18 protein-coding genes are annotated in these 16,190 nt (G+C 59.5%); 3 read left to right on the plus strand and 15 right to left on the minus strand.

From position 1 onward, the window contains the following. Positions 1-80: 80 nt before the first annotated feature. The 9 genes from ACQZ6D_RS00270 to ACQZ6D_RS00310 all read right to left on the minus strand — a co-directional run bounded on the left by ACQZ6D_RS00270 (position 81) and on the right by ACQZ6D_RS00310 (position 6,223). On the minus strand, positions 81-764 hold the full coding sequence (locus tag ACQZ6D_RS00270) for a metal-binding protein ZinT (RefSeq protein ID WP_038490476.1): 684 nt from the start codon (positions 762-764) through the stop codon (positions 81-83). 200 nt (positions 765-964) lie between these two features. After that, positions 965-1,786, minus strand: a complete 822-nt coding sequence (locus tag ACQZ6D_RS00275; RefSeq protein ID WP_025592915.1) for a mechanosensitive ion channel family protein — start codon at positions 1,784-1,786, stop codon at positions 965-967. A gap of 79 nt (positions 1,787-1,865) precedes the next feature. Then, complete coding sequence (locus ACQZ6D_RS00280; RefSeq protein ID WP_019565367.1) at positions 1,866-2,384, minus strand: tyrosine phosphatase family protein; 519 nt, start codon at positions 2,382-2,384, stop codon at positions 1,866-1,868. Then, the gene (locus ACQZ6D_RS00285) at positions 2,381-3,001 is read right to left on the minus strand and encodes an HD domain-containing protein (RefSeq protein WP_065704821.1); all 621 of its coding nucleotides are present in this window, start codon (positions 2,999-3,001) and stop codon (positions 2,381-2,383) included. The genes ACQZ6D_RS00280 and ACQZ6D_RS00285 overlap by 4 nt, the downstream gene beginning before the upstream one ends. Before the next feature lie 2 nt (positions 3,002-3,003). Continuing rightward, positions 3,004-3,852 (minus strand): CAF17-like 4Fe-4S cluster assembly/insertion protein YgfZ, encoded by an 849-nt coding sequence (gene ygfZ / locus ACQZ6D_RS00290; protein WP_065704996.1) that lies wholly within the window; start codon positions 3,850-3,852, stop codon positions 3,004-3,006. 190 nt (positions 3,853-4,042) lie between these two features. Then, positions 4,043-4,810 (minus strand): hypothetical protein, encoded by a 768-nt coding sequence (locus tag ACQZ6D_RS00295; protein WP_026330794.1) that lies wholly within the window; start codon positions 4,808-4,810, stop codon positions 4,043-4,045. Positions 4,811-4,824: 14 nt separating this feature from the next. After that, positions 4,825-5,082 carry a hypothetical protein gene (locus ACQZ6D_RS00300; RefSeq protein ID WP_003496894.1) on the minus strand — a complete coding sequence of 86 codons (258 nt, stop codon included), beginning with the start codon at positions 5,080-5,082 and terminating at the stop codon, positions 4,825-4,827. 105 nt (positions 5,083-5,187) lie between these two features. Next, a complete protein-coding gene (locus tag ACQZ6D_RS00305; protein ID WP_013635813.1) occupies positions 5,188-5,628 on the minus strand; it encodes a TIGR02301 family protein in 441 nt (146 codons plus the stop codon). Positions 5,629-5,806: 178 nt separating this feature from the next. Then, positions 5,807-6,223, minus strand: a complete 417-nt coding sequence (locus tag ACQZ6D_RS00310) for an NUDIX hydrolase (RefSeq protein ID WP_013635814.1) — start codon at positions 6,221-6,223, stop codon at positions 5,807-5,809. Between the two features lie 106 nt (positions 6,224-6,329). Here ACQZ6D_RS00310 and ACQZ6D_RS00315 point away from each other — a divergent pair, with 106 nt between their 5' ends. After that, on the plus strand, positions 6,330-6,653 hold the full coding sequence (locus ACQZ6D_RS00315; RefSeq protein ID WP_065704994.1) for a YnfA family protein: 324 nt from the start codon (positions 6,330-6,332) through the stop codon (positions 6,651-6,653). Between the two features lie 10 nt (positions 6,654-6,663). After that, positions 6,664-7,425 carry an SOS response-associated peptidase gene (locus ACQZ6D_RS00320; protein WP_025592926.1) on the plus strand — a complete coding sequence of 254 codons (762 nt, stop codon included), beginning with the start codon at positions 6,664-6,666 and terminating at the stop codon, positions 7,423-7,425. Between the two features lie 75 nt (positions 7,426-7,500). On the opposite strand, the gene ACQZ6D_RS00325 is transcribed toward ACQZ6D_RS00320, so the two are convergent. The 6 genes from ACQZ6D_RS00325 to ACQZ6D_RS00350 all read right to left on the minus strand — a co-directional run bounded on the left by ACQZ6D_RS00325 (position 7,501) and on the right by ACQZ6D_RS00350 (position 15,255). Beyond that, positions 7,501-8,793, minus strand: a complete 1,293-nt coding sequence (locus ACQZ6D_RS00325; protein WP_013635817.1) for a GGDEF domain-containing response regulator — start codon at positions 8,791-8,793, stop codon at positions 7,501-7,503. A gap of 402 nt (positions 8,794-9,195) precedes the next feature. Further along, on the minus strand, positions 9,196-9,327 hold the full coding sequence (locus ACQZ6D_RS00330) for a hypothetical protein (protein WP_003496883.1): 132 nt from the start codon (positions 9,325-9,327) through the stop codon (positions 9,196-9,198). Positions 9,328-9,499: 172 nt separating this feature from the next. Beyond that, the gene (pssA, locus tag ACQZ6D_RS00335) at positions 9,500-10,369 is read right to left on the minus strand and encodes a CDP-diacylglycerol--serine O-phosphatidyltransferase (RefSeq protein ID WP_003512304.1); all 870 of its coding nucleotides are present in this window, start codon (positions 10,367-10,369) and stop codon (positions 9,500-9,502) included. A 23-nt stretch (positions 10,370-10,392) separates the two neighbouring features. Then, entirely contained in the window at positions 10,393-11,130 is a 738-nt protein-coding gene (locus ACQZ6D_RS00340; RefSeq protein ID WP_076844018.1) for a phosphatidylserine decarboxylase, read from the minus strand. Between the two features lie 125 nt (positions 11,131-11,255). After that, positions 11,256-13,142 carry an ABCB family ABC transporter ATP-binding protein/permease gene (locus ACQZ6D_RS00345; protein ID WP_065704819.1) on the minus strand — a complete coding sequence of 629 codons (1,887 nt, stop codon included), beginning with the start codon at positions 13,140-13,142 and terminating at the stop codon, positions 11,256-11,258. A gap of 109 nt (positions 13,143-13,251) precedes the next feature. Next, complete coding sequence (locus ACQZ6D_RS00350) at positions 13,252-15,255, minus strand: LysM peptidoglycan-binding domain-containing protein (protein WP_065704817.1); 2,004 nt, start codon at positions 15,253-15,255, stop codon at positions 13,252-13,254. Between the two features lie 156 nt (positions 15,256-15,411). Here ACQZ6D_RS00350 and ACQZ6D_RS00355 point away from each other — a divergent pair, with 156 nt between their 5' ends. Continuing rightward, the gene (locus ACQZ6D_RS00355) at positions 15,412-16,032 is read left to right on the plus strand and encodes an LOG family protein (protein ID WP_065704815.1); all 621 of its coding nucleotides are present in this window, start codon (positions 15,412-15,414) and stop codon (positions 16,030-16,032) included. Positions 16,033-16,190 lie beyond the last annotated feature (158 nt).

Below are 16,190 nucleotides of genomic sequence, written 5' to 3' on the forward strand. Positions count from 1 at the left end.
CTCCCCACTTGGGGGGAAGGCGAAATCGTGACAAGTCAAGGTTTGACCACAGGCTGCGGAAAACCAGGAAGAGTGCGGTCCTAATGCGCCGCCATTTCCTCGACGATCTCAGGGCCATCCATCTGGAACGGGTAATAGGTTGGCCAATTGGTCACCTCGTCCAAAAGTGCCTTGCGGTCATTGCCCCAGTAGAGGTGGTAATGGCCGGCTTTTTTAGGCGCGATGGTGTGATCGCTGAACTGAATGAATTGTGGTGCATCCGCATCGCCGCCGGTCTTTTTGAAGATGTACCGCACGCCGCGATTACCCTTCTTGTAGGTCAGGATTTCTTGGCCGTCGCTGACATAAGTGCCTTGCGTTGGTTTGCCTTCCTTATAAAACGCCACGTTGTCGCCCTTGATGGTGATGCGATTGACATCCGTTTTGTAGCCAATTTCGTAATAGGCACGATATTCGGCTGCTGTCTTGTCGCCGTGGGCTGCCTTCTCCGCCATGATCCCATCGAGAGAACCGTTCAGCAGATAGGGATAGACTGACTGCCAGTCACCTTCCCAGTCTGAAAGCATGCGTGGCTTCACCTGCGCATCCTCGAAGTAACCCTTGTAGATCTGTTTCTCGGCTTCGGTCTGGCCATGGCTGTGATCGTGGCTGTGACTATGCGCGGTGGACGTCTTGTCTTTTCCGGCCGCCAGTGCCGGGGCTGTCATCAGCAGCATGGAACCGATTGCAAGCGCGCCGGTGACGCGGGTGATGGTTTTTTGCATTCTTCTGGCCCTTATGTGGTTATAAATCGAAGGGTAAGTTATGTAATAACATTACGCATAAGTCGTATAAACACGTCCTTCGCCAGACGCAAGAGCGCCTGCCGCCACCCTTGCGCGAAAAATGGTGAAAGCCGGCTCAGGGCCTGCTTTCATATGGGAAAAAGTTGCATGGAGAAGGGAGCGGCTGGGACGCTCTTAATTCACGCGGTTTGCCCGGTTAATTCCGACTTGCGCTCATCGAAAGCGAGCTTCATTGCCTTCGTCACGTCACGCGTGGTTGCGAAGTAATTGTCGCTACGCGCCCAGTAGCGCAATTTCACGGTGGCGCTGTCGGCGCTGACCGAATCGACGAAGGTAACGGGGGCGGGGTCCAGCAGTACCCGGCTTTCCGAGCGCACCACACGCATCAGCATGTCCTGTGCCGCAGCCAGATCCTCGTCGCTCTTAACCGTCAGGCTCAATTCGTGGCGGCGTGAGGGAAAGCGGCTATAATTGGTGATTGGTACGTTCCACAGGGTGGAATTTGGCGCAAGGCGGTAAAGCCCATCGCTGGTTTTAAGCTCGGTCGCAAACAGGCCGATTTCGATCACCGTGCCGCTCACGGCGCCAGTCTCGATATATTCGCCAACCCGGAAGGGACGCAGCACCAGAAGCATGATACCGGCGGCGATGTTCTGCAATGTGCCCTGAAGCGCCAGGCCGATGGCGAGGCCGGCAGCGCCGAGTGCCGCAAGAATGGAGGCCGTCTGTACACCAAACTGGCCAAGCACCATGACCAGCACCAGAATAAGCACCACGTAACGGATGGCACCCGCAAAGAAACCGGCAAGCGTCGCATCGAAGCCGCGGATGCGGGACAGACCCTGAAAAGCCCAGCGCTGCAGGAAAGTCGCGGCCAGCCAGCCGATGATCAGAAGCAGAAGCGCACCGATGATCGAAAAGGAATATTGCACCGCCAGCGTGCTCGCCTGCCGTACCGCTGCCTGCGATGCGACGATGATATCCGTTGCCTGTTGTTCCATGAATTATCCCGTGATTCTTATTGCTGTTCTACTTTGGTAACGACTGGATGCCGCAGGGGTTCCGCCAAAAACGGAGCCGTCAGTTGGAGAGAGGCAGCACGAAGGGTACGTTGCCGTCCGTATCCGCGCCCCTGCCGATCGTCTTGATTGCCGCCACCAGCCTGCCATCCCGCCCAAGCAACCGGTCCCCGATTGCGATGATGCGGGCATTGGGGGTGGCGTAAGGTGAGGCGGTGCGCAGGCTGAGCGCAAGCGCCATCTCGTCCTGATCCGGATAAAGGCTGAGTGCTGCAATGACGGCTGCGGCAGGAGAGCGCGACACGCCCATCCAGCAATGGATGAGAAGCGGTGCGGACTGGTCCCATTCGCGGGCGAAATCGATCAGCCGCAGCACATGCGCATCGTCAGGCGCGATGAGATCGCCGGTGCCCTTGAAGCTGATGTCGTTCATCGCAAGAGTCAGGTGCCTTTCGGCTGAGATCACCGCCGGGCGGTGAAAGGTCTGCTCCTTTGCTATCAGCGTCACCATTTCACGGGCTTTGTGCTTCACGGCCATTTCCGCAATCCGCGACAGCGGCGATACGACGATGGAAGTCATTTCACCCCTCCAGCCGCCACGCGCATTGCCTCGATCGCCTCGAAGCGTTCAACGAACCGCTTCTGCGCCTCGGTCGAGGGAAGCGGGATAATGTCGAACATATCGCGGGTGATGCCGCGCGGCAGGCCGAAGAATTTCTGTGCCTCGGCAATGGAAAAACCGGCAAGCTCCGTCGCCTCGAAAAAGGCGGCAACCGTATCGGCTTTCTTGATGCGGTCTTTCAGTTCGCGCGAGGCATGCGGCGGCAGGCCAAAGCGCAGATGCACGGCCGCTTCCAGCCTTTTCTCCACGGTTTTATAACCGCCGCCAACCACGGATTTGAACGGCGAGATCATGTCGCCGATGACATATTCCGGGGCGTCGTGCAAAAGCGCCATCTGCATATCGTCGGGCGTCGCATTCGCACATATGCGGCAGAAAATGTTTTCGACGATGAGGCTATGCTGGGCGACGGAGAAGGCGTGATCGCCGCGCGTCTGGCCGTTCCAGCGGGCGACGCGGGCAAGACCATGGGCGATATCGGCGATTTCTACGTCGAGCGGTGAGGGGTCGAGCAGGTCGAGCCGCCGTCCAGAAAGCATGCGCTGCCAGGCGCGCGGACTTTTAGCGGGCGCCACGCCTATTCCTCCGCCTGTACCGCAGGATCGACGACGGGGAAGGAGATGCCGCTCCAGGCCGGCAAGGCCACAGTCACGGGAACATTCTCGGCAATGAGCGGCGTGGTGGAGGCGAGCGCATCGGCAACGCGGTCTGTCCGCACGATGGCAAGTCCCGTGTTGCCGCAAACGGTTCCAAGCGCCCCGACCGGTTTTCCATTGGCGGTGATTTCGGTTCCGGTTGCGGGAAGCGCGCTTTCAGCCGAAACGGTGACGACCCGCCGTCTTGCCGTGCCGCGATGTTTCATGCGCGAGACGACTTCCTGACCGACGAAGCAACCCTTCTTGAACGAGACGCCGTCATTCACATCCATCAGCACATCATGCGGAAAAGCATCCTGCAACGCGTAATCCCGGCCGGATTCGGCAATTCCGTGCTCAATGCGCAGGGCATCATATGCCGTTATGTCGCCAGAGGCTGAAGCACCCGGCACGCGGAACAGATTGATGCCGGCCTTGGCGAAACGGCCGTCCTTCGCGCCCGCCTCCGGCACGCTTTCGCTCCAGAAAACGCTGACGCCTTCTATCGGTTCGGCCTTGAGATCAACGGGCGCGCGCAGCTTGTACATGGTCAGGCGGCGCAGCAGCGCATCCTGTTCGGCAGCGCCCGATTCGATCAGATAATCCGGCCCATCGCGCGCGATCAGGAAATCGAACAGGATCTTGCCCTGCGGCGTCAGAAGTGCCGAGGCGCGCGCCTCGCCTTGCGGCAGGTTTTCAACATCGGCCGTGATCAGATTGTTCAGAAACTCTTCGGCACCCGTGCCGGAAACTCTAATCAGGCGGCGGTCGGCAAGAAAGGCGGAAGGCATGGCATCACCGTTCGGTTCATCGAAAGCATTTCCGGCCAGGGTCGCTGAGGGCTGCCCGAGGCAATCTGCAGAAATGCTCTCTTTTTGTTTTCGCGCAGTTCCATTTGCAGAACCGCGATGCGCTTCTGCTGAATTGCTCATGCCGCACAGTTAGGATTTTTGCAAAAGAACGGCAAGCACCGCCGCGCGATCAATCGCCGGCGGTGAAGAACTTCCACTTGCCATCGGGCGAAATGCCGATGCGGTAAAAGCTGTAATTACCGTATTCCTGCATATCAGCCAGATCGCCCGCCGTGATGATGCGCAGCAGCTCGACCTTTTCCGGCGCGGTCAGCGTATTGAGCGGCTTTCCGGAGAAATAGGGGAAAACATAGGCTTCATCCGGGGTGCCGGCGTCGACATGGGCATAACCCGTGGAAAGCAGATCGATGATGATCGCCAGCACTTCCAGACCGTCCGGATCGCCGGAATAGCTTTTCAGCGCTGCGATCGGGTCGTCGCTGTCATTGCCGTCGATACGGAACTGCTTGTCGCTGGCGGCGATGAAAGGCCGCAGTTTTTCGATATCGCCCGACGAGGCGGCGTCGATGATCTGCTGGCGAAGCTTGCGTACAGCTTCCGGCGCCTTTGAAATATCATGCTCGATAACGACCGACATTTCCGGCGTATTGCCCGGCTTGGCGGGTTGCTGGGTCGATTGACCGGCGGAACGGTCGACCAGAGGGTCGGGCAGGGGAATGCCGTCCGAATCACCTTCGATCTCGTCGGGCTCAGGAGCCTGGGGCCGTTGCGGCTGTTCGCCACTTTGGGCTTGCGGCTCGCCTTCGGTATTTTGTGCGGGTTTCAGCTCGGAAAGCGCAAAGGCGCGGCTGGGCAAGCCAATGGACCCGGCGGTCAAGGCAGCCAAGATGGACAGCATGGCGGAAGAGCGCAAAAGCCCCTTGCTCAGGCAAGACATGACAGACCCCGACTTTACTGTATCACGCGCTGCGGGGAAAATTCGCCTTCAAGCATGCGCTGGCGCAGCGATTCCAGCATTGCTTCAGCACCGGCTTCGCCGTGCATACGGATGGTTTCGCGCATGGCCAGAGCGATTGCGGCATCGGCGATGATCTCCGGCTCGATGCCGTCGGCCATGCCGTCAGCCCATGCCTCGTTCTGGTGTTCCAGAGCGACCTGCATCTTTTCATGCACGATCATGTCGTCGATTTCGTTACGGCTCGTCTGCATTTTTCATCCTCGACAGGGCGGGCAAGTCCTTACCACCCTGTTAACAACACTAGCAGCCTTTTATCAAAACGGCACGGGCTGCGGCGAAAAGAGGTTAACAATCCGCTAATTTCCGAACCTGGACGCAATTTCCTGGGCGAGTGTTGCCCCTTCGTTACGGTAGCCCTCTTCTGCCATGACGGCGGCGCGTGTGCAACTGCTGTGGATGGCCGCAAAGGAACGATATCCACGGTTGAATGCAGCCGTCATGCGCTGGCGCCTTTCAGGTTCGTTGGCCGTATCGGCCGCCAGAAGATCGCTCATCGATTTGCGCCAGTCCTCCGGACCGGAGGAAGGGCACAGGGTTCTCAGATATTGCACCGCCCCCAATATCTCCGACAGCCGTGCCAGCCTGTCGTCATAGGGAGCGGGTTTGGGCGGTTGTGCTTCCGGCGGGCGAACCTCACTGGAAGCAGCCTTCGAAGACTGCGCATGAGCGACGCCGTCTTGCCCGGCGGGTGCAAGCATGGTCAGGAAAAAAGACAGGAAAATGGTTGGCCGTATCAAAATTTTATTCTGCCCCACACATACTCGTGAACACCCGGCGGGCGGATTGGTCCTGAAGCCATCGCGGCCTTTCAGACCGCCCCGTCAGCTTTAGGTCTATATCATCTCGTTATCGCAAAACTGCTGCACAGTGTTGCGCGACATCCTCTAGATAATAGCGATTCTGGCTGGCTGGCAATCATGCAAGCAGCCGTTCGGCGCATTCGACGACGCTTTCCGGTGCCGGCAACCGGCGGATTTCCGACAATGTGAACCAGCCCGCATCCGCCGCGTCGTCGGCCGCCGTCACCGCCGGGTCCGCATCCGTTTCCACGGTAAAGACGGAGAGGAAATAGTGGCTCGTCAGCGCACCCTCGGGGTCGTGCGACGGCAGGTCATAGGTCGCAAACAGCTGCGGTTTACGCGCGACGATACCGGTTTCCTCCTGAAGTTCGCGCAGCGCCGTCTCGGCTGGCGTTTCACCCTCTTCGCCGCGCCCGCCCGGAAATGCGAACATGTCTTTCGACGGCGGATTTATACGGCGCACGAGCAGCAGCCGATCTCCATTCCGGACGATGGCGGAGGAGGCGGGGCGGGGCTTGATACGAAGGGTCATGAATGGTTTCGCTTGTTTCAGCCGTCTTGGGCCTGTCTATATTGGTCCGGGAATACCGATGGTATATTCGAGAATCGGATCGATTGTGCACGCAGAAGACGGTGGAATGAAGGTCTATCTTATTTATGCCCTGGCGGCTGTTGCGGAAATCGCCGGTTGCTTTTCCTTCTGGGTCTGGCTGAAGCTTGGCAAGACGGGCTGGATATTGCTGCCAGGCATGCTGGCGCTCGCCGCTTTCGCCTGGGCTTTGACGCTGGTGCCGACCGAGACCGCGGGCAGGGCCTATGCCGCCTATGGCGGGATTTACATTGCCGCATCGCTTCTCTGGCTCTGGGGCGTCGAGGGGCAAGTACCGGATAGATGGGATATCGCTGGCGGTGCCGTCTGCCTCGCGGGCACGGCTATCATTTTATTCGGTCCCCGGGCCTGAGGAGCAGACGATGTGCGGACGTTTCGTGCTCAAAGCGACACCGGAAGAGATTGCCGATTATCTTGACCTGATCGGCCTTGAAGATTTTCCTGCCCGTTTCAACATCGCGCCCACACAGCCGATCCTGATCGTGCTGGAGGGTGAACGGCAGGAGCGCGGCAGTAACCTGCCCAACCGTCGGGCCATGCTGGTGCGCTGGGGTTTTCTGCCCGGCTGGGTCAAGGACCCGAAGGATTTTCCCCTCCTCATCAATGCGCGTTCGGAAACGGCCATCGGCAAGGCATCCTTTCGAGCTGCCATGCGCCATCGCCGAGTGCTGGTGCCTGCCACCGGCTTTTACGAATGGCGCCGCCCGCCGAAGGAGGAGGGCGGCAAGCCGCAGCCCTATTTCATCCGCCCGAAGAACGGCGGCATCGTCGCCTTTGCCGGCCTCATGGAGACGTGGTCTTCCGCTGACGGGTCCGAGGTCGATACCGGCGCCATCCTAACCACCGCTGCCAACGCCGCGATCGGCCGCATTCACGACCGTATGCCGGTGGTAATCGCGCCGGAGGATTTCAGCCGCTGGCTGGATTGCAAGACGCAGGAGCCGCGCGAGGTGGCTGACCTGATGCGCCCGGTTCAAGATGATTTTTTCGAGATGATCCCGGTATCGGACAAGGTCAACAAGGTCGCCAATGTCGGCGCTGACCTTATCGAGCCGGTGCCGGAAAGCGCGCCGCTCGCGAAAATAAGGCTACCTAAGGATGATGGCCAGATGTCATTGTTCTGATGTGCTTGCTGGCATTCGAGGCTGGTCATCGCGGATCGACCCGGTCACTCCACAGTTGCCCATCCTGCGCCCGTCTTACCCGTTCCGCCCGATTTTCTGCAGGCCTTCCTGGATCATGATGTCGGAATAGACGCGGTTGCGGCCGTTCGCCTTGGCGAGGTAGAGCAGCTGGTCTGCGGCATTGAGCTGATTGTCGAAGGGTTCGCCCTTTTCGATTTCCACGACGCCGAGCGAAATCGTCAGCGCCAGGCTGCTGCCGCTCAGCTGGCGGCCGTTCTTTTCGACGGCGCCGCGCAGCTCCTCGCAGAATTGATAGGCAGCATGCGCATTGAGCCCGCGCAGGAACACGGCGAATTCCTCGCCGCCAAGGCGCGCGGGAATGTGGCGCTGCTCATGGCACATGTCGTGCAGCAGTTCGGCAAGCTTCTTCAGCGCCCTGTCGCCGGCATCATGCCCCAGCGTGTCGTTGATCTTCTTGAAATGGTCGATGTCGAGAATGGCGACTGCGCCGTTCTCGTCATTGTCGTTGATGACGTCCATCAGCGCCCGCGTACGCTCGAAGAAGGAGCGGCGGTTCGGCAGACCGGTGAGATGATCCCGCTCTGCCAGTTCACGCAGCCGTTTCAGCTGTTTCAGCGTTTCGATATTGTTGTCGATGCGGCACTGCAATTCTTCCGGCACGAAGGGACGGTAGACGAAATCCGATGCCCCGGCCTTGAGGAAGCTTGCCGAAAGCAGCCGGTCCGTGGAGGACGAGATGCCGATGACCCGCAGGTCTTCCGAGGAACGGCTGTCGCGGATGCGGCGCGTCAGCTCGTAGCCGTCCATGTCAGGCATATGGTAATCGGTGATGACAAGCTGAATCGATGGATCCTGCGACAGGATTTCCAGCGCCTGCTTGCCCGAATGGGCTTCGCTGACCCTGAAATTCTGCCGTTCGAGGATTTCCACGAGGCCGGAACGCGCCGTCCGCACGTCATCCACTACCAGCACGGAAAACAGTCTGTTGGTCAAAATCCGGTCGACCGTTTTCACCACGGCATCAACGGTGCGATGGCCATCCTTGACGATGTAGTCGATGATCTTCTTTTCGGCGTAGCGCTTGCGCGCCTCCTCATCCACCGTGGCGGTGAAGACGATCGCCGGCACCTTGTGGTCGGCAAGAAGTGCGAGAATTTCACCCTTCGGCGCATCGGGAAGATTGAGACCGGTGAGTGCCAGCGTGAAATCATGGGCGCGCAGCAGAATATCGGCCTGCGCCATGCTGTCACAATGGATCACTTCGGCTGGCGTTTCCTCCGAAAGCCGCGACTTCAGCAGCATGGAAAGAGCAACGGAATCTTCAATCAGAAGGATTTTATCCTGCATGCCGTATGAAGCCCCCCATGGCCCGTCTTCGTTGGTTTTCCCGCAACATCCGAATTGGTCCGATACCGCCTGTCAACGGCATCGAAAATCGGCCTTGTTCGCTGTAGCAGGAAGAATCGCTAAAGTAGAAATTTTTTTGATGCTCAGTAGTCGATGCGAGACTATCCGTACAGTCGTCCCGTGGAAGTCGAATACTTTACTTCGTTTTGGTTGCAGCTTCGTTACAGATCGGGAAGTTTTATAAAACAGGCCGGTTTTGCGGTTCTCGATGGGGGCCGCACAAATGGAGACGGCGCTAATATTAGCGCCGCACATTTATCCGGATGTTTTTTCGGATTGACCGTTACCATCGCAAAGTCTGCGAGGCCTTGGATGCTGTTCTTTCAAGAAAAGCGAATTTTTTCAAGCGGTTTTGGCGGCGGGCTTGCGCTTCAGCATCAGGGCTGCGGCCGCAACGGCCTTCAGTCCGAGCGGTCGGTAGTGGCTGTTGAGGTCGGGCTTCGCCTGCGGCTGTGCCTTCGTCTCGTTCGTCATTTCTCTTTCTCCACAATTCACGTCAATCGCCGTTTCGATACGTGTGAGCTACTTCTCTCGTGGGTAATCTTGACGGATTCGAGGCGAAAGAAAGCGAAGCCCGCTTTTCGGGCTGCGACATTTTGTGTCACGTCAAACGACGGCTCGGGGGAGAAAAATAATACCTGCGGTTTCAAATACCGCGATCTAGGCCGTTGCCGCCATTGGCGTCGTCATGCGCGTCTTCCTCAATCGTCAGCGTGCCATAACGGCGGTGCCAGAGGCGAGCGCTGATGGGGATGAACACGAGATAGGCAGCAACCGTCAGAACCAGTACCTCCCAGGTGAAGCTCATCAGCATCGCGACGTAAAGAACGACGACGAGGATCATCGGCAGCACCAGATCGCGGCGAATGCGGCTGGTACCTGACTTCCCCGACCAGACCGGCAGGCGGCTGATGAGAAGATAACCGATCAACACGGTGTAGGCGGCGGCGATATAGGCGAAGGGCTTGCCCGGCTCGACACCAAGGAAGCCGAGATAAACAGGCAGAAGCACCAGCATGGCGCCCATCGGCGCCGGAACGCCCACGAAAAATTCGTTCTGCCACGGCGCCTTCACCGGGCGCTCGATCATGACATTGAAGCGCGCCAGACGAAGGCCTGCGGCAATCACGTAGATGAGGGCGGCGATCCAGCCGATCGAACGCGCCTGATCGAGCATATAGATATAGACGACGAGGGCAGGGGCGACGCCGAAATTGACGATGTCGGCCAGACTATCCATCTGTTCGCCGAATTTGGATGTCGCCTTCATCATCCGGGCGATGCGCCCGTCGATGCCGTCGAGGAAGGCGGCAAGGAGCACCATGCCCACGGCCAGCTCGAACCGGCCTTCAATGGCAAGGCGCACGCCGCTCAAGCCCGCGCAGATGGCCAGAACGGTGATGAGGTTGGGTATCACGAGGCGAAAGGGAATTTCCCTCAGGCGCGGCCCACGGCCGCTGTCGTTGCGGCCCTCATGTTTTCCGTTCTGTTGCGGCTCCGAGATCGGCGTTTCCATGGCGCATGCCCTTCCTGTTTTCGTCAGCCGCGACGGCTAAGGACCGGACCCTTGGCGGAGCCGAACTCGGCCAGAACCGTTTCGCCGGCAATTGCCGTCTGGCCCACCGAAACGCGCGGCTGAAAACCTTCGGGAAGGAAGATATCGAGGCGCGAACCGAAACGGATAAGACCGAAACGCTCGCCGGCATCAACTGGTTCATTCGGCTTGACCCAGCAGACGATACGGCGGGCGACCATGCCGGCAATCTGCACCACGCCAACCTTGCCATGCGCTGTCTCGATGACGAGGCCGTTGCGCTCATTGTCTTCTGAGGCCTTGTCCACTTCCGCATTGAGGAAGAGGCCGGGGCGGTAGGCGACATTGACGATACGACCGCGCACGGGCGCGCGGTTCACATGGCAGTTGAACACGTTCATGAACACCGAAATGCGCACCATCGGCTCCTTGCCGAGTTCCAGCTCCAGCGGCGGAACGACGGTCTGGATGGCGGACACCTTGCCATCGGCAGGGCTGATGATCAGGTCGTCATCCTGCGGCGTCACGCGCTCGGGGTCGCGGAAGAAGTAGGCGCACCAGGCCGTCAGCACCAGACCGACCCAGAACAGCGGTTCGGATATCCAGCCGAGCACCAGCGATGCCACGAAGAAGGCGGCCACGAAGACGTAGCCTTCCTTGTGGATCGGTACGATGGTGTTGCGAATGGTGTCGAACAGATTCATAAGTTTCCTTGCTCCGGTTTCCGCCTGCCGCGTCTGCATATGGTCGTGATACGACATCATCCATACGGGCATGCGACAAAGTTCGCTTAGCTGGTTACAGCCAAACTCCCCGCCCGGCAATGGTCCGGTTGGTGTGCCGCCCTGTTGTCAGGTGTTTATGCCCGTCAATGCGCGGGTTCGCCGCGGTCCACAACGCCAAGATCGTCGGTTTCGCGAACATGGCGCAGCATTTCCTCTGCGCGAATGGCTTCGCGCTGGCGGCTCCACATCGAGGCATAAAGCCCGTTCTGTGCCATCAGCGAGGCGTGGGTTCCTCGCTCGGCGATCAAACCTTCCTTCAGCACGATGATTTCATCAGCGCCGATGACGGTGGAGAGGCGGTGGGCGATGACCAGCGTCGTGCGGTTTTTCGAAACGATATCAAGCGCGCTCTGGATTTCCTGTTCCGTATGGGTGTCCAGCGCAGAGGTCGCTTCATCGAGAATGAGGATCGGCGGCGCTTTCAGAATGGTTCGGGCAATCGCCACGCGCTGCTTTTCGCCGCCGGAAAGTTTCAAGCCCCGTTCGCCAACCATGGTGGCGTAACCCTCCGGCAGTTTGCCGATGAAAGCGCTGATCTGGGCCGCATCCGCCGCTGCCGTGACCTCCTCGGTCGTTGCCGAAGGGCGTCCGTAACGGATGTTGTAGGCGAGCGTATCGTTGAACAGCACGGTATCCTGCGGCACCATGCCGATCATCGAGCGCAGGCTCTTTTGCGTCACGTCGCGAATGTCCTGCCCGTCGATGGTGACGGCGCCTTCCTGAATATCGTAGAAACGATAAAGCAACCGCGAGATCGTCGATTTTCCGGCACCCGAAGGACCGACGATCGCCACCGTCTTGCCCGCAGGCACATCGAAGGAAATGCCCTTCAGGATCGGTCTTTCCGGATCGTAGGCGAAATACACGTCGCGGAAGGAAATGGCACCCGGTCCGGCCACAAGCGGCTTCGCATCCGCCCTGTCGGTAACCTCGGCCTCGACCTCGAGAAGTTCGAACATCTGTTCGATGTCGGTCAATCCCTGGCGAATTTCACGATAGACGAAACCGATGAAGTTCAGCGGTACCGAAAGCTGCAGCAGAAGCGCGTTGATGAACACGAAATCGCCGATGGTCTGCTCGCCGCGCTGCACGGCCATCGCCGACATCACCATCATGACAGTGGAGCCGATGCCGAAGATCACGCCCTGGCCGAAGTTCAGCCAGCCGAGCGACGTCCAGATCGAGATCGCCGATTTTTCGTAACGCTCCATGGCGACGTCAAAGCGCTTCGCCTCCATCTCCTCATTGCCGAAATATTTGACGGTTTCGAAGTTCAACAGTGAATCGATCGCCTTGGTGTTGGCGTCGGTATCGCTGTCGTTCATGGCGCGGCGAATGGAGATGCGCCAGTTGCTGGCCCGCACGGTGAACCAGATATAGGCCCAGACGGTGACAACCGTGGCCAGCACATAGGAAAAGCCGTAGGAGGTCCAGAAAATGATCGCCGTCAGCAGGAATTCGATGAAGGTCGGTGCGGTGTTGAGAATGGTGAAACGGACAATGGTTTCGATGCCCTTGGTCCCACGCTCGATAACCCGTGAAAGCCCGCCGGTCTTGCGCTCCAGATGGAAGCGCAGGGAAAGCCGGTGCATGTGCACGAAGGTTCGGTAGGCGAGCTGGCGCACGGCATGCTGGCCGACGCTGGCAAACAGCGAATCGCGCAGCTGGTTGAGCCCGACCTGTATCAGCCGCGTCAGATTATAGGCGATGACAAGCGCGACAGCACCGAGCAGGAAGGCCGGAACCAGCCCGACCATGTCCAGCTTGCCGTTCAGCGCATCCGTTGCCCATTTGAAGAAATAGGGAACGAGGATCAGCACCAGCTTGGCGATAACGAGAAATGCCGTCGCCCAGATTACCCGCATTTTCAGGTCAAGGCGGCCTTCCGGCCACATGTAGGGCCAGAGGTTGATGAGGGTCTGCGTGGGATTGCTGGAATCCGCCGAAATGGTTTTTTTCTTAGTGGCCATCATTTGCTCCGGGCACTGCCGGAAGCCGACAGCAGGGCGGCGGCTCTGGAAAGCCGCCGTGCTTGTCACAGGTAGGGTTGTTGCGGGGTCACCGCAATGTCTTGAACGATCAGGAACCGCTCTTCAGACGCTTGCGATGAAGTTCTTCCGCATTCGGCAGGGCCTTCTCCGGCACACCGAAAATCTGGCCGGGCTCGATCAGGTCAGGATTTTTGATCTGATCCTCGTTGGCGAGGTAGATCGTGGTGTAACGCACGCCCTGTCCGTAAACGCGGCGGGAAATCTGCCACAGCGTATCGCCGCGGCGGATGATGACGCTGTTCTGGCTTTCGGCAAGCGGCGGCTGCTCGAAGGTCTGCGGACCGGCGGGCGCCTGCGGTGCAGGTGCGGGCGGCGCGATGATGTGGAGGTCGGCAAGGCGGCTTGCCAGCGTGGCGATGCCCTTGCCGATCCCGGCAACGTCGTTCGGCCATGCCTCTACCGATGTCAGCAGCTGACGTGCCTTGGCGGCGATATCGCCGGCAAAGGCGGTAAAGGACGGCTCGGTGCCGGCGGCAGTGCGGAACTCGGAGAGCGACTTGAGGCCGATCACCACGGCGGAGCGGCCGGCAATGGCCTGGTCGAGCGCCGGTGTGGCCTGATCCTTGTAGAGATTGGACAGAATGCCGAAGGCCTTGGCGACATCCGTGCGCAGCTTTTCGAATGCAGCGCGGTCGCTTGCCGTGCTCTGGTTTTCAGCGGGCGCGGTCGTCGTGGCGGCGGATGGCGTTGCGGCCGGTGCCTGCATGGCGACGGTTGCCTGGTCGGTCTGCGGGCGCTCGAAAGGAACGCGCACGCGCACCTTCACCGTGCCATCGGCATTCAGCTCTTCGACAGTGATGATATGGCTGCCGACGGAAAGATCGACATTGCCCTCGATGACGAAATGGCCGGAGGCCTCCGTGGTGCTTTTGCCGATTTCCTTGTCGTCGACCAGCGCGCGCACGCTCGAAGCGGCAGGCGCGGAACCCGCAACGAAAATCTTCGAGCCTTCGAATTCGACGGCGGTTACCTGAACTGTCGAAGTCAGAGGAGCGGCGGCAGCGGACGGGGCCGGGGTACCAGCGGCAGGCGCGGGCGTCGTGGTGGCGGCAGCTGTTGCCGACTGACCCGGTTGCGCGGCTTGCGGGGGCTGGAGTGCTGAAGGTGCCGCCTCCGGCATTGCTAGCACGCGGCTTGCTTCACCGGGCTTGGACACCATCGCCAAGAGTTCGCCCGCCTTGCCGTTGGGCACGGAAACGGTTGCGACTTCTTCGGATTGTGTAGCCTTGCCGCTGGCGTCGGTCGAGCGCAGCACCAGCTCATGGTCGCCCGGTGGTAGCGGATTGTCAAAAACGGCGGCGAAATCGCCCGATCCGTCGATGGTCGTCTGCGCGATCACCTTGCCGTTGCTGAGAATTTCCAGTTTAGAGCCGGGCTGTGCCTTGCCTGCGACCACAGCCGAACCATCGGGCTCGACGCGAAGCACGTCAAAGGTCGGTGCGCCCGATGTGGACTGCGCTGCATCGGCGGCAGGAGCGGCGGGTTGGGTCTGCTGTGCAGCGCCATCGTCGGTGCCGGTGAAGACGCCCGCCAGACGGCGGACCTGTGCTGCCGCCGCCGCTGCACTATCCGGCAGACCGCGCAGGAAAGCGGTGGTGCGTTCGGCCGCAGTGCGCGCCGTGGTGATGAGGCGCGACGTCGTTTCATCGAGCGTCTCGGGAATTTCGATATTGGTCAGTTCCTTGAGCGATGCCTCGACCTTCTTGCGTGCTGCCGCAAAGTCGGCGTCGGACGGAACCTTGCTATCGGCGAAAAGCGTGGTCAGATCCTTGATCGACTGGGTTGCGGAAGCCGCGAGGCGCCCGACCTTGTCGGCGATATTGGCGGTCTCCTGAGCAGCGTCGGACAGGATGTCTCCCGCCTTGTCGCTGCCCATTTCAACGCTGTTCTTCACCGCGTTGCCCGCTTCGTTGATGGCATCGCCGATCGGTTTGCCGTCATTGGAAATTCTCGGCAGGACGAAAAAGATCATGAGCAGGGACGCGATGCCCAGCACGATCAGTGCCAGCAAACCGGCTTTATTGTTTTTCATCCTGGAATCTCCGGGTATTGTAAGCTTTCTACACGAGTTGAGATTGCTAGCGTCTTACCTTGCCCCAGACAAGCGGCGTGGCCGTAAAAGGCCATATTTGCAAGGGATTTCCCAAATTTTCTTGACGTGTCGCATCCGGCATAGTTCCTTCCCATCATGACGGACAAAAATACAGCGATTCGATCCATCTGCGTTTATTGCGGCTCCCAGCCCGGACGTGACCCGGCTCACATGGAAGCAGGCCGCGCGCTTGGGAAATCCATTGCCGAAAACGGCATTCGGCTGGTCTATGGCGGTGGCACCAAGGGCATCATGGGCGCGGTCGCCAGCGGCGTTCTTTCCAACGGCGGCGAAGTAACGGGTATCATACCGGAATTTCTGGTCGATATGGAGGCTACACGCCATTCTCTCGGACAATTGGACGAGCTTATCGTCACCAAGGACATGCATGAGCGCAAACATATGATGTTTGAGCGCTCGGATGCTTTCGTAACGCTGCCGGGGGGCGTCGGCACGCTGGAAGAGATCGTCGAAATCATGACCTGGGCGCAGCTCGGTCGTCACGCCAAGCCGATTGTCTTCGCCAATATCAACGGCTTCTGGAACCCGATGCTGGAACTTGTGCAGCATATGCGCGATCAGGGTTTCATCCATCGCGCCCATCTTCTGAACCCGCTGGTCATCGATGAGGTCAAGGACATCGTGCCCGCCATCATCGACCGGGCGCTTGCGCAGCAGAACCCGGAAGGCGACCCCTCGGTAATCTCCCGTCTCTAGGCATCGAATAAATGTTAACGGGCCGCCACGCGGTTCGTTACAATTTTAAGTGTATATTAATAGAGATTTGACTGCGGCATCGCCCTGCCCGCTGTTTTCATGGCTCCGCGCCCGATCCTGTGCCAGCGTCTACAAGGCGTAGGCTGAGCGCGGAATTT

Source organism: Agrobacterium sp. 22-3639C2, assembly GCF_053522105.1.

Coding starts and splice junctions, on each gene's coding strand:
- ACQZ6D_RS00270 (WP_038490476.1), bottom strand. CDS start 764: ATGCAAAAAACCATCACCCGCGTCACCGGCGCGCTTGCAATCGGTTCC.
- ACQZ6D_RS00275 (WP_025592915.1), bottom strand. CDS start 1,786: ATGGAACAACAGGCAACGGATATCATCGTCGCATCGCAGGCAGCGGTA.
- ACQZ6D_RS00280 (WP_019565367.1), bottom strand. CDS start 2,384: ATGACTTCCATCGTCGTATCGCCGCTGTCGCGGATTGCGGAAATGGCC.
- ygfZ (WP_065704996.1), bottom strand. CDS start 3,852: ATGCCTTCCGCCTTTCTTGCCGACCGCCGCCTGATTAGAGTTTCCGGC.
- ACQZ6D_RS00295 (WP_026330794.1), bottom strand. CDS start 4,810: ATGTCTTGCCTGAGCAAGGGGCTTTTGCGCTCTTCCGCCATGCTGTCC.
- ACQZ6D_RS00300 (WP_003496894.1), bottom strand. CDS start 5,082: ATGCAGACGAGCCGTAACGAAATCGACGACATGATCGTGCATGAAAAG.
- ACQZ6D_RS00310 (WP_013635814.1), bottom strand. CDS start 6,223: ATGACCCTTCGTATCAAGCCCCGCCCCGCCTCCTCCGCCATCGTCCGG.
- ACQZ6D_RS00315 (WP_065704994.1), top strand. CDS start 6,330: ATGAAGGTCTATCTTATTTATGCCCTGGCGGCTGTTGCGGAAATCGCC.
- ACQZ6D_RS00320 (WP_025592926.1), top strand. CDS start 6,664: ATGTGCGGACGTTTCGTGCTCAAAGCGACACCGGAAGAGATTGCCGAT.
- ACQZ6D_RS00325 (WP_013635817.1), bottom strand. CDS start 8,793: ATGCAGGATAAAATCCTTCTGATTGAAGATTCCGTTGCTCTTTCCATG.
- ACQZ6D_RS00330 (WP_003496883.1), bottom strand. CDS start 9,327: ATGACGAACGAGACGAAGGCACAGCCGCAGGCGAAGCCCGACCTCAAC.
- pssA (WP_003512304.1), bottom strand. CDS start 10,369: ATGGAAACGCCGATCTCGGAGCCGCAACAGAACGGAAAACATGAGGGC.
- ACQZ6D_RS00340 (WP_076844018.1), bottom strand. CDS start 11,130: ATGCAGACGCGGCAGGCGGAAACCGGAGCAAGGAAACTTATGAATCTG.
- ACQZ6D_RS00345 (WP_065704819.1), bottom strand. CDS start 13,142: ATGGCCACTAAGAAAAAAACCATTTCGGCGGATTCCAGCAATCCCACG.
- ACQZ6D_RS00350 (WP_065704817.1), bottom strand. CDS start 15,255: ATGAAAAACAATAAAGCCGGTTTGCTGGCACTGATCGTGCTGGGCATC.
- ACQZ6D_RS00355 (WP_065704815.1), top strand. CDS start 15,412: ATGACGGACAAAAATACAGCGATTCGATCCATCTGCGTTTATTGCGGC.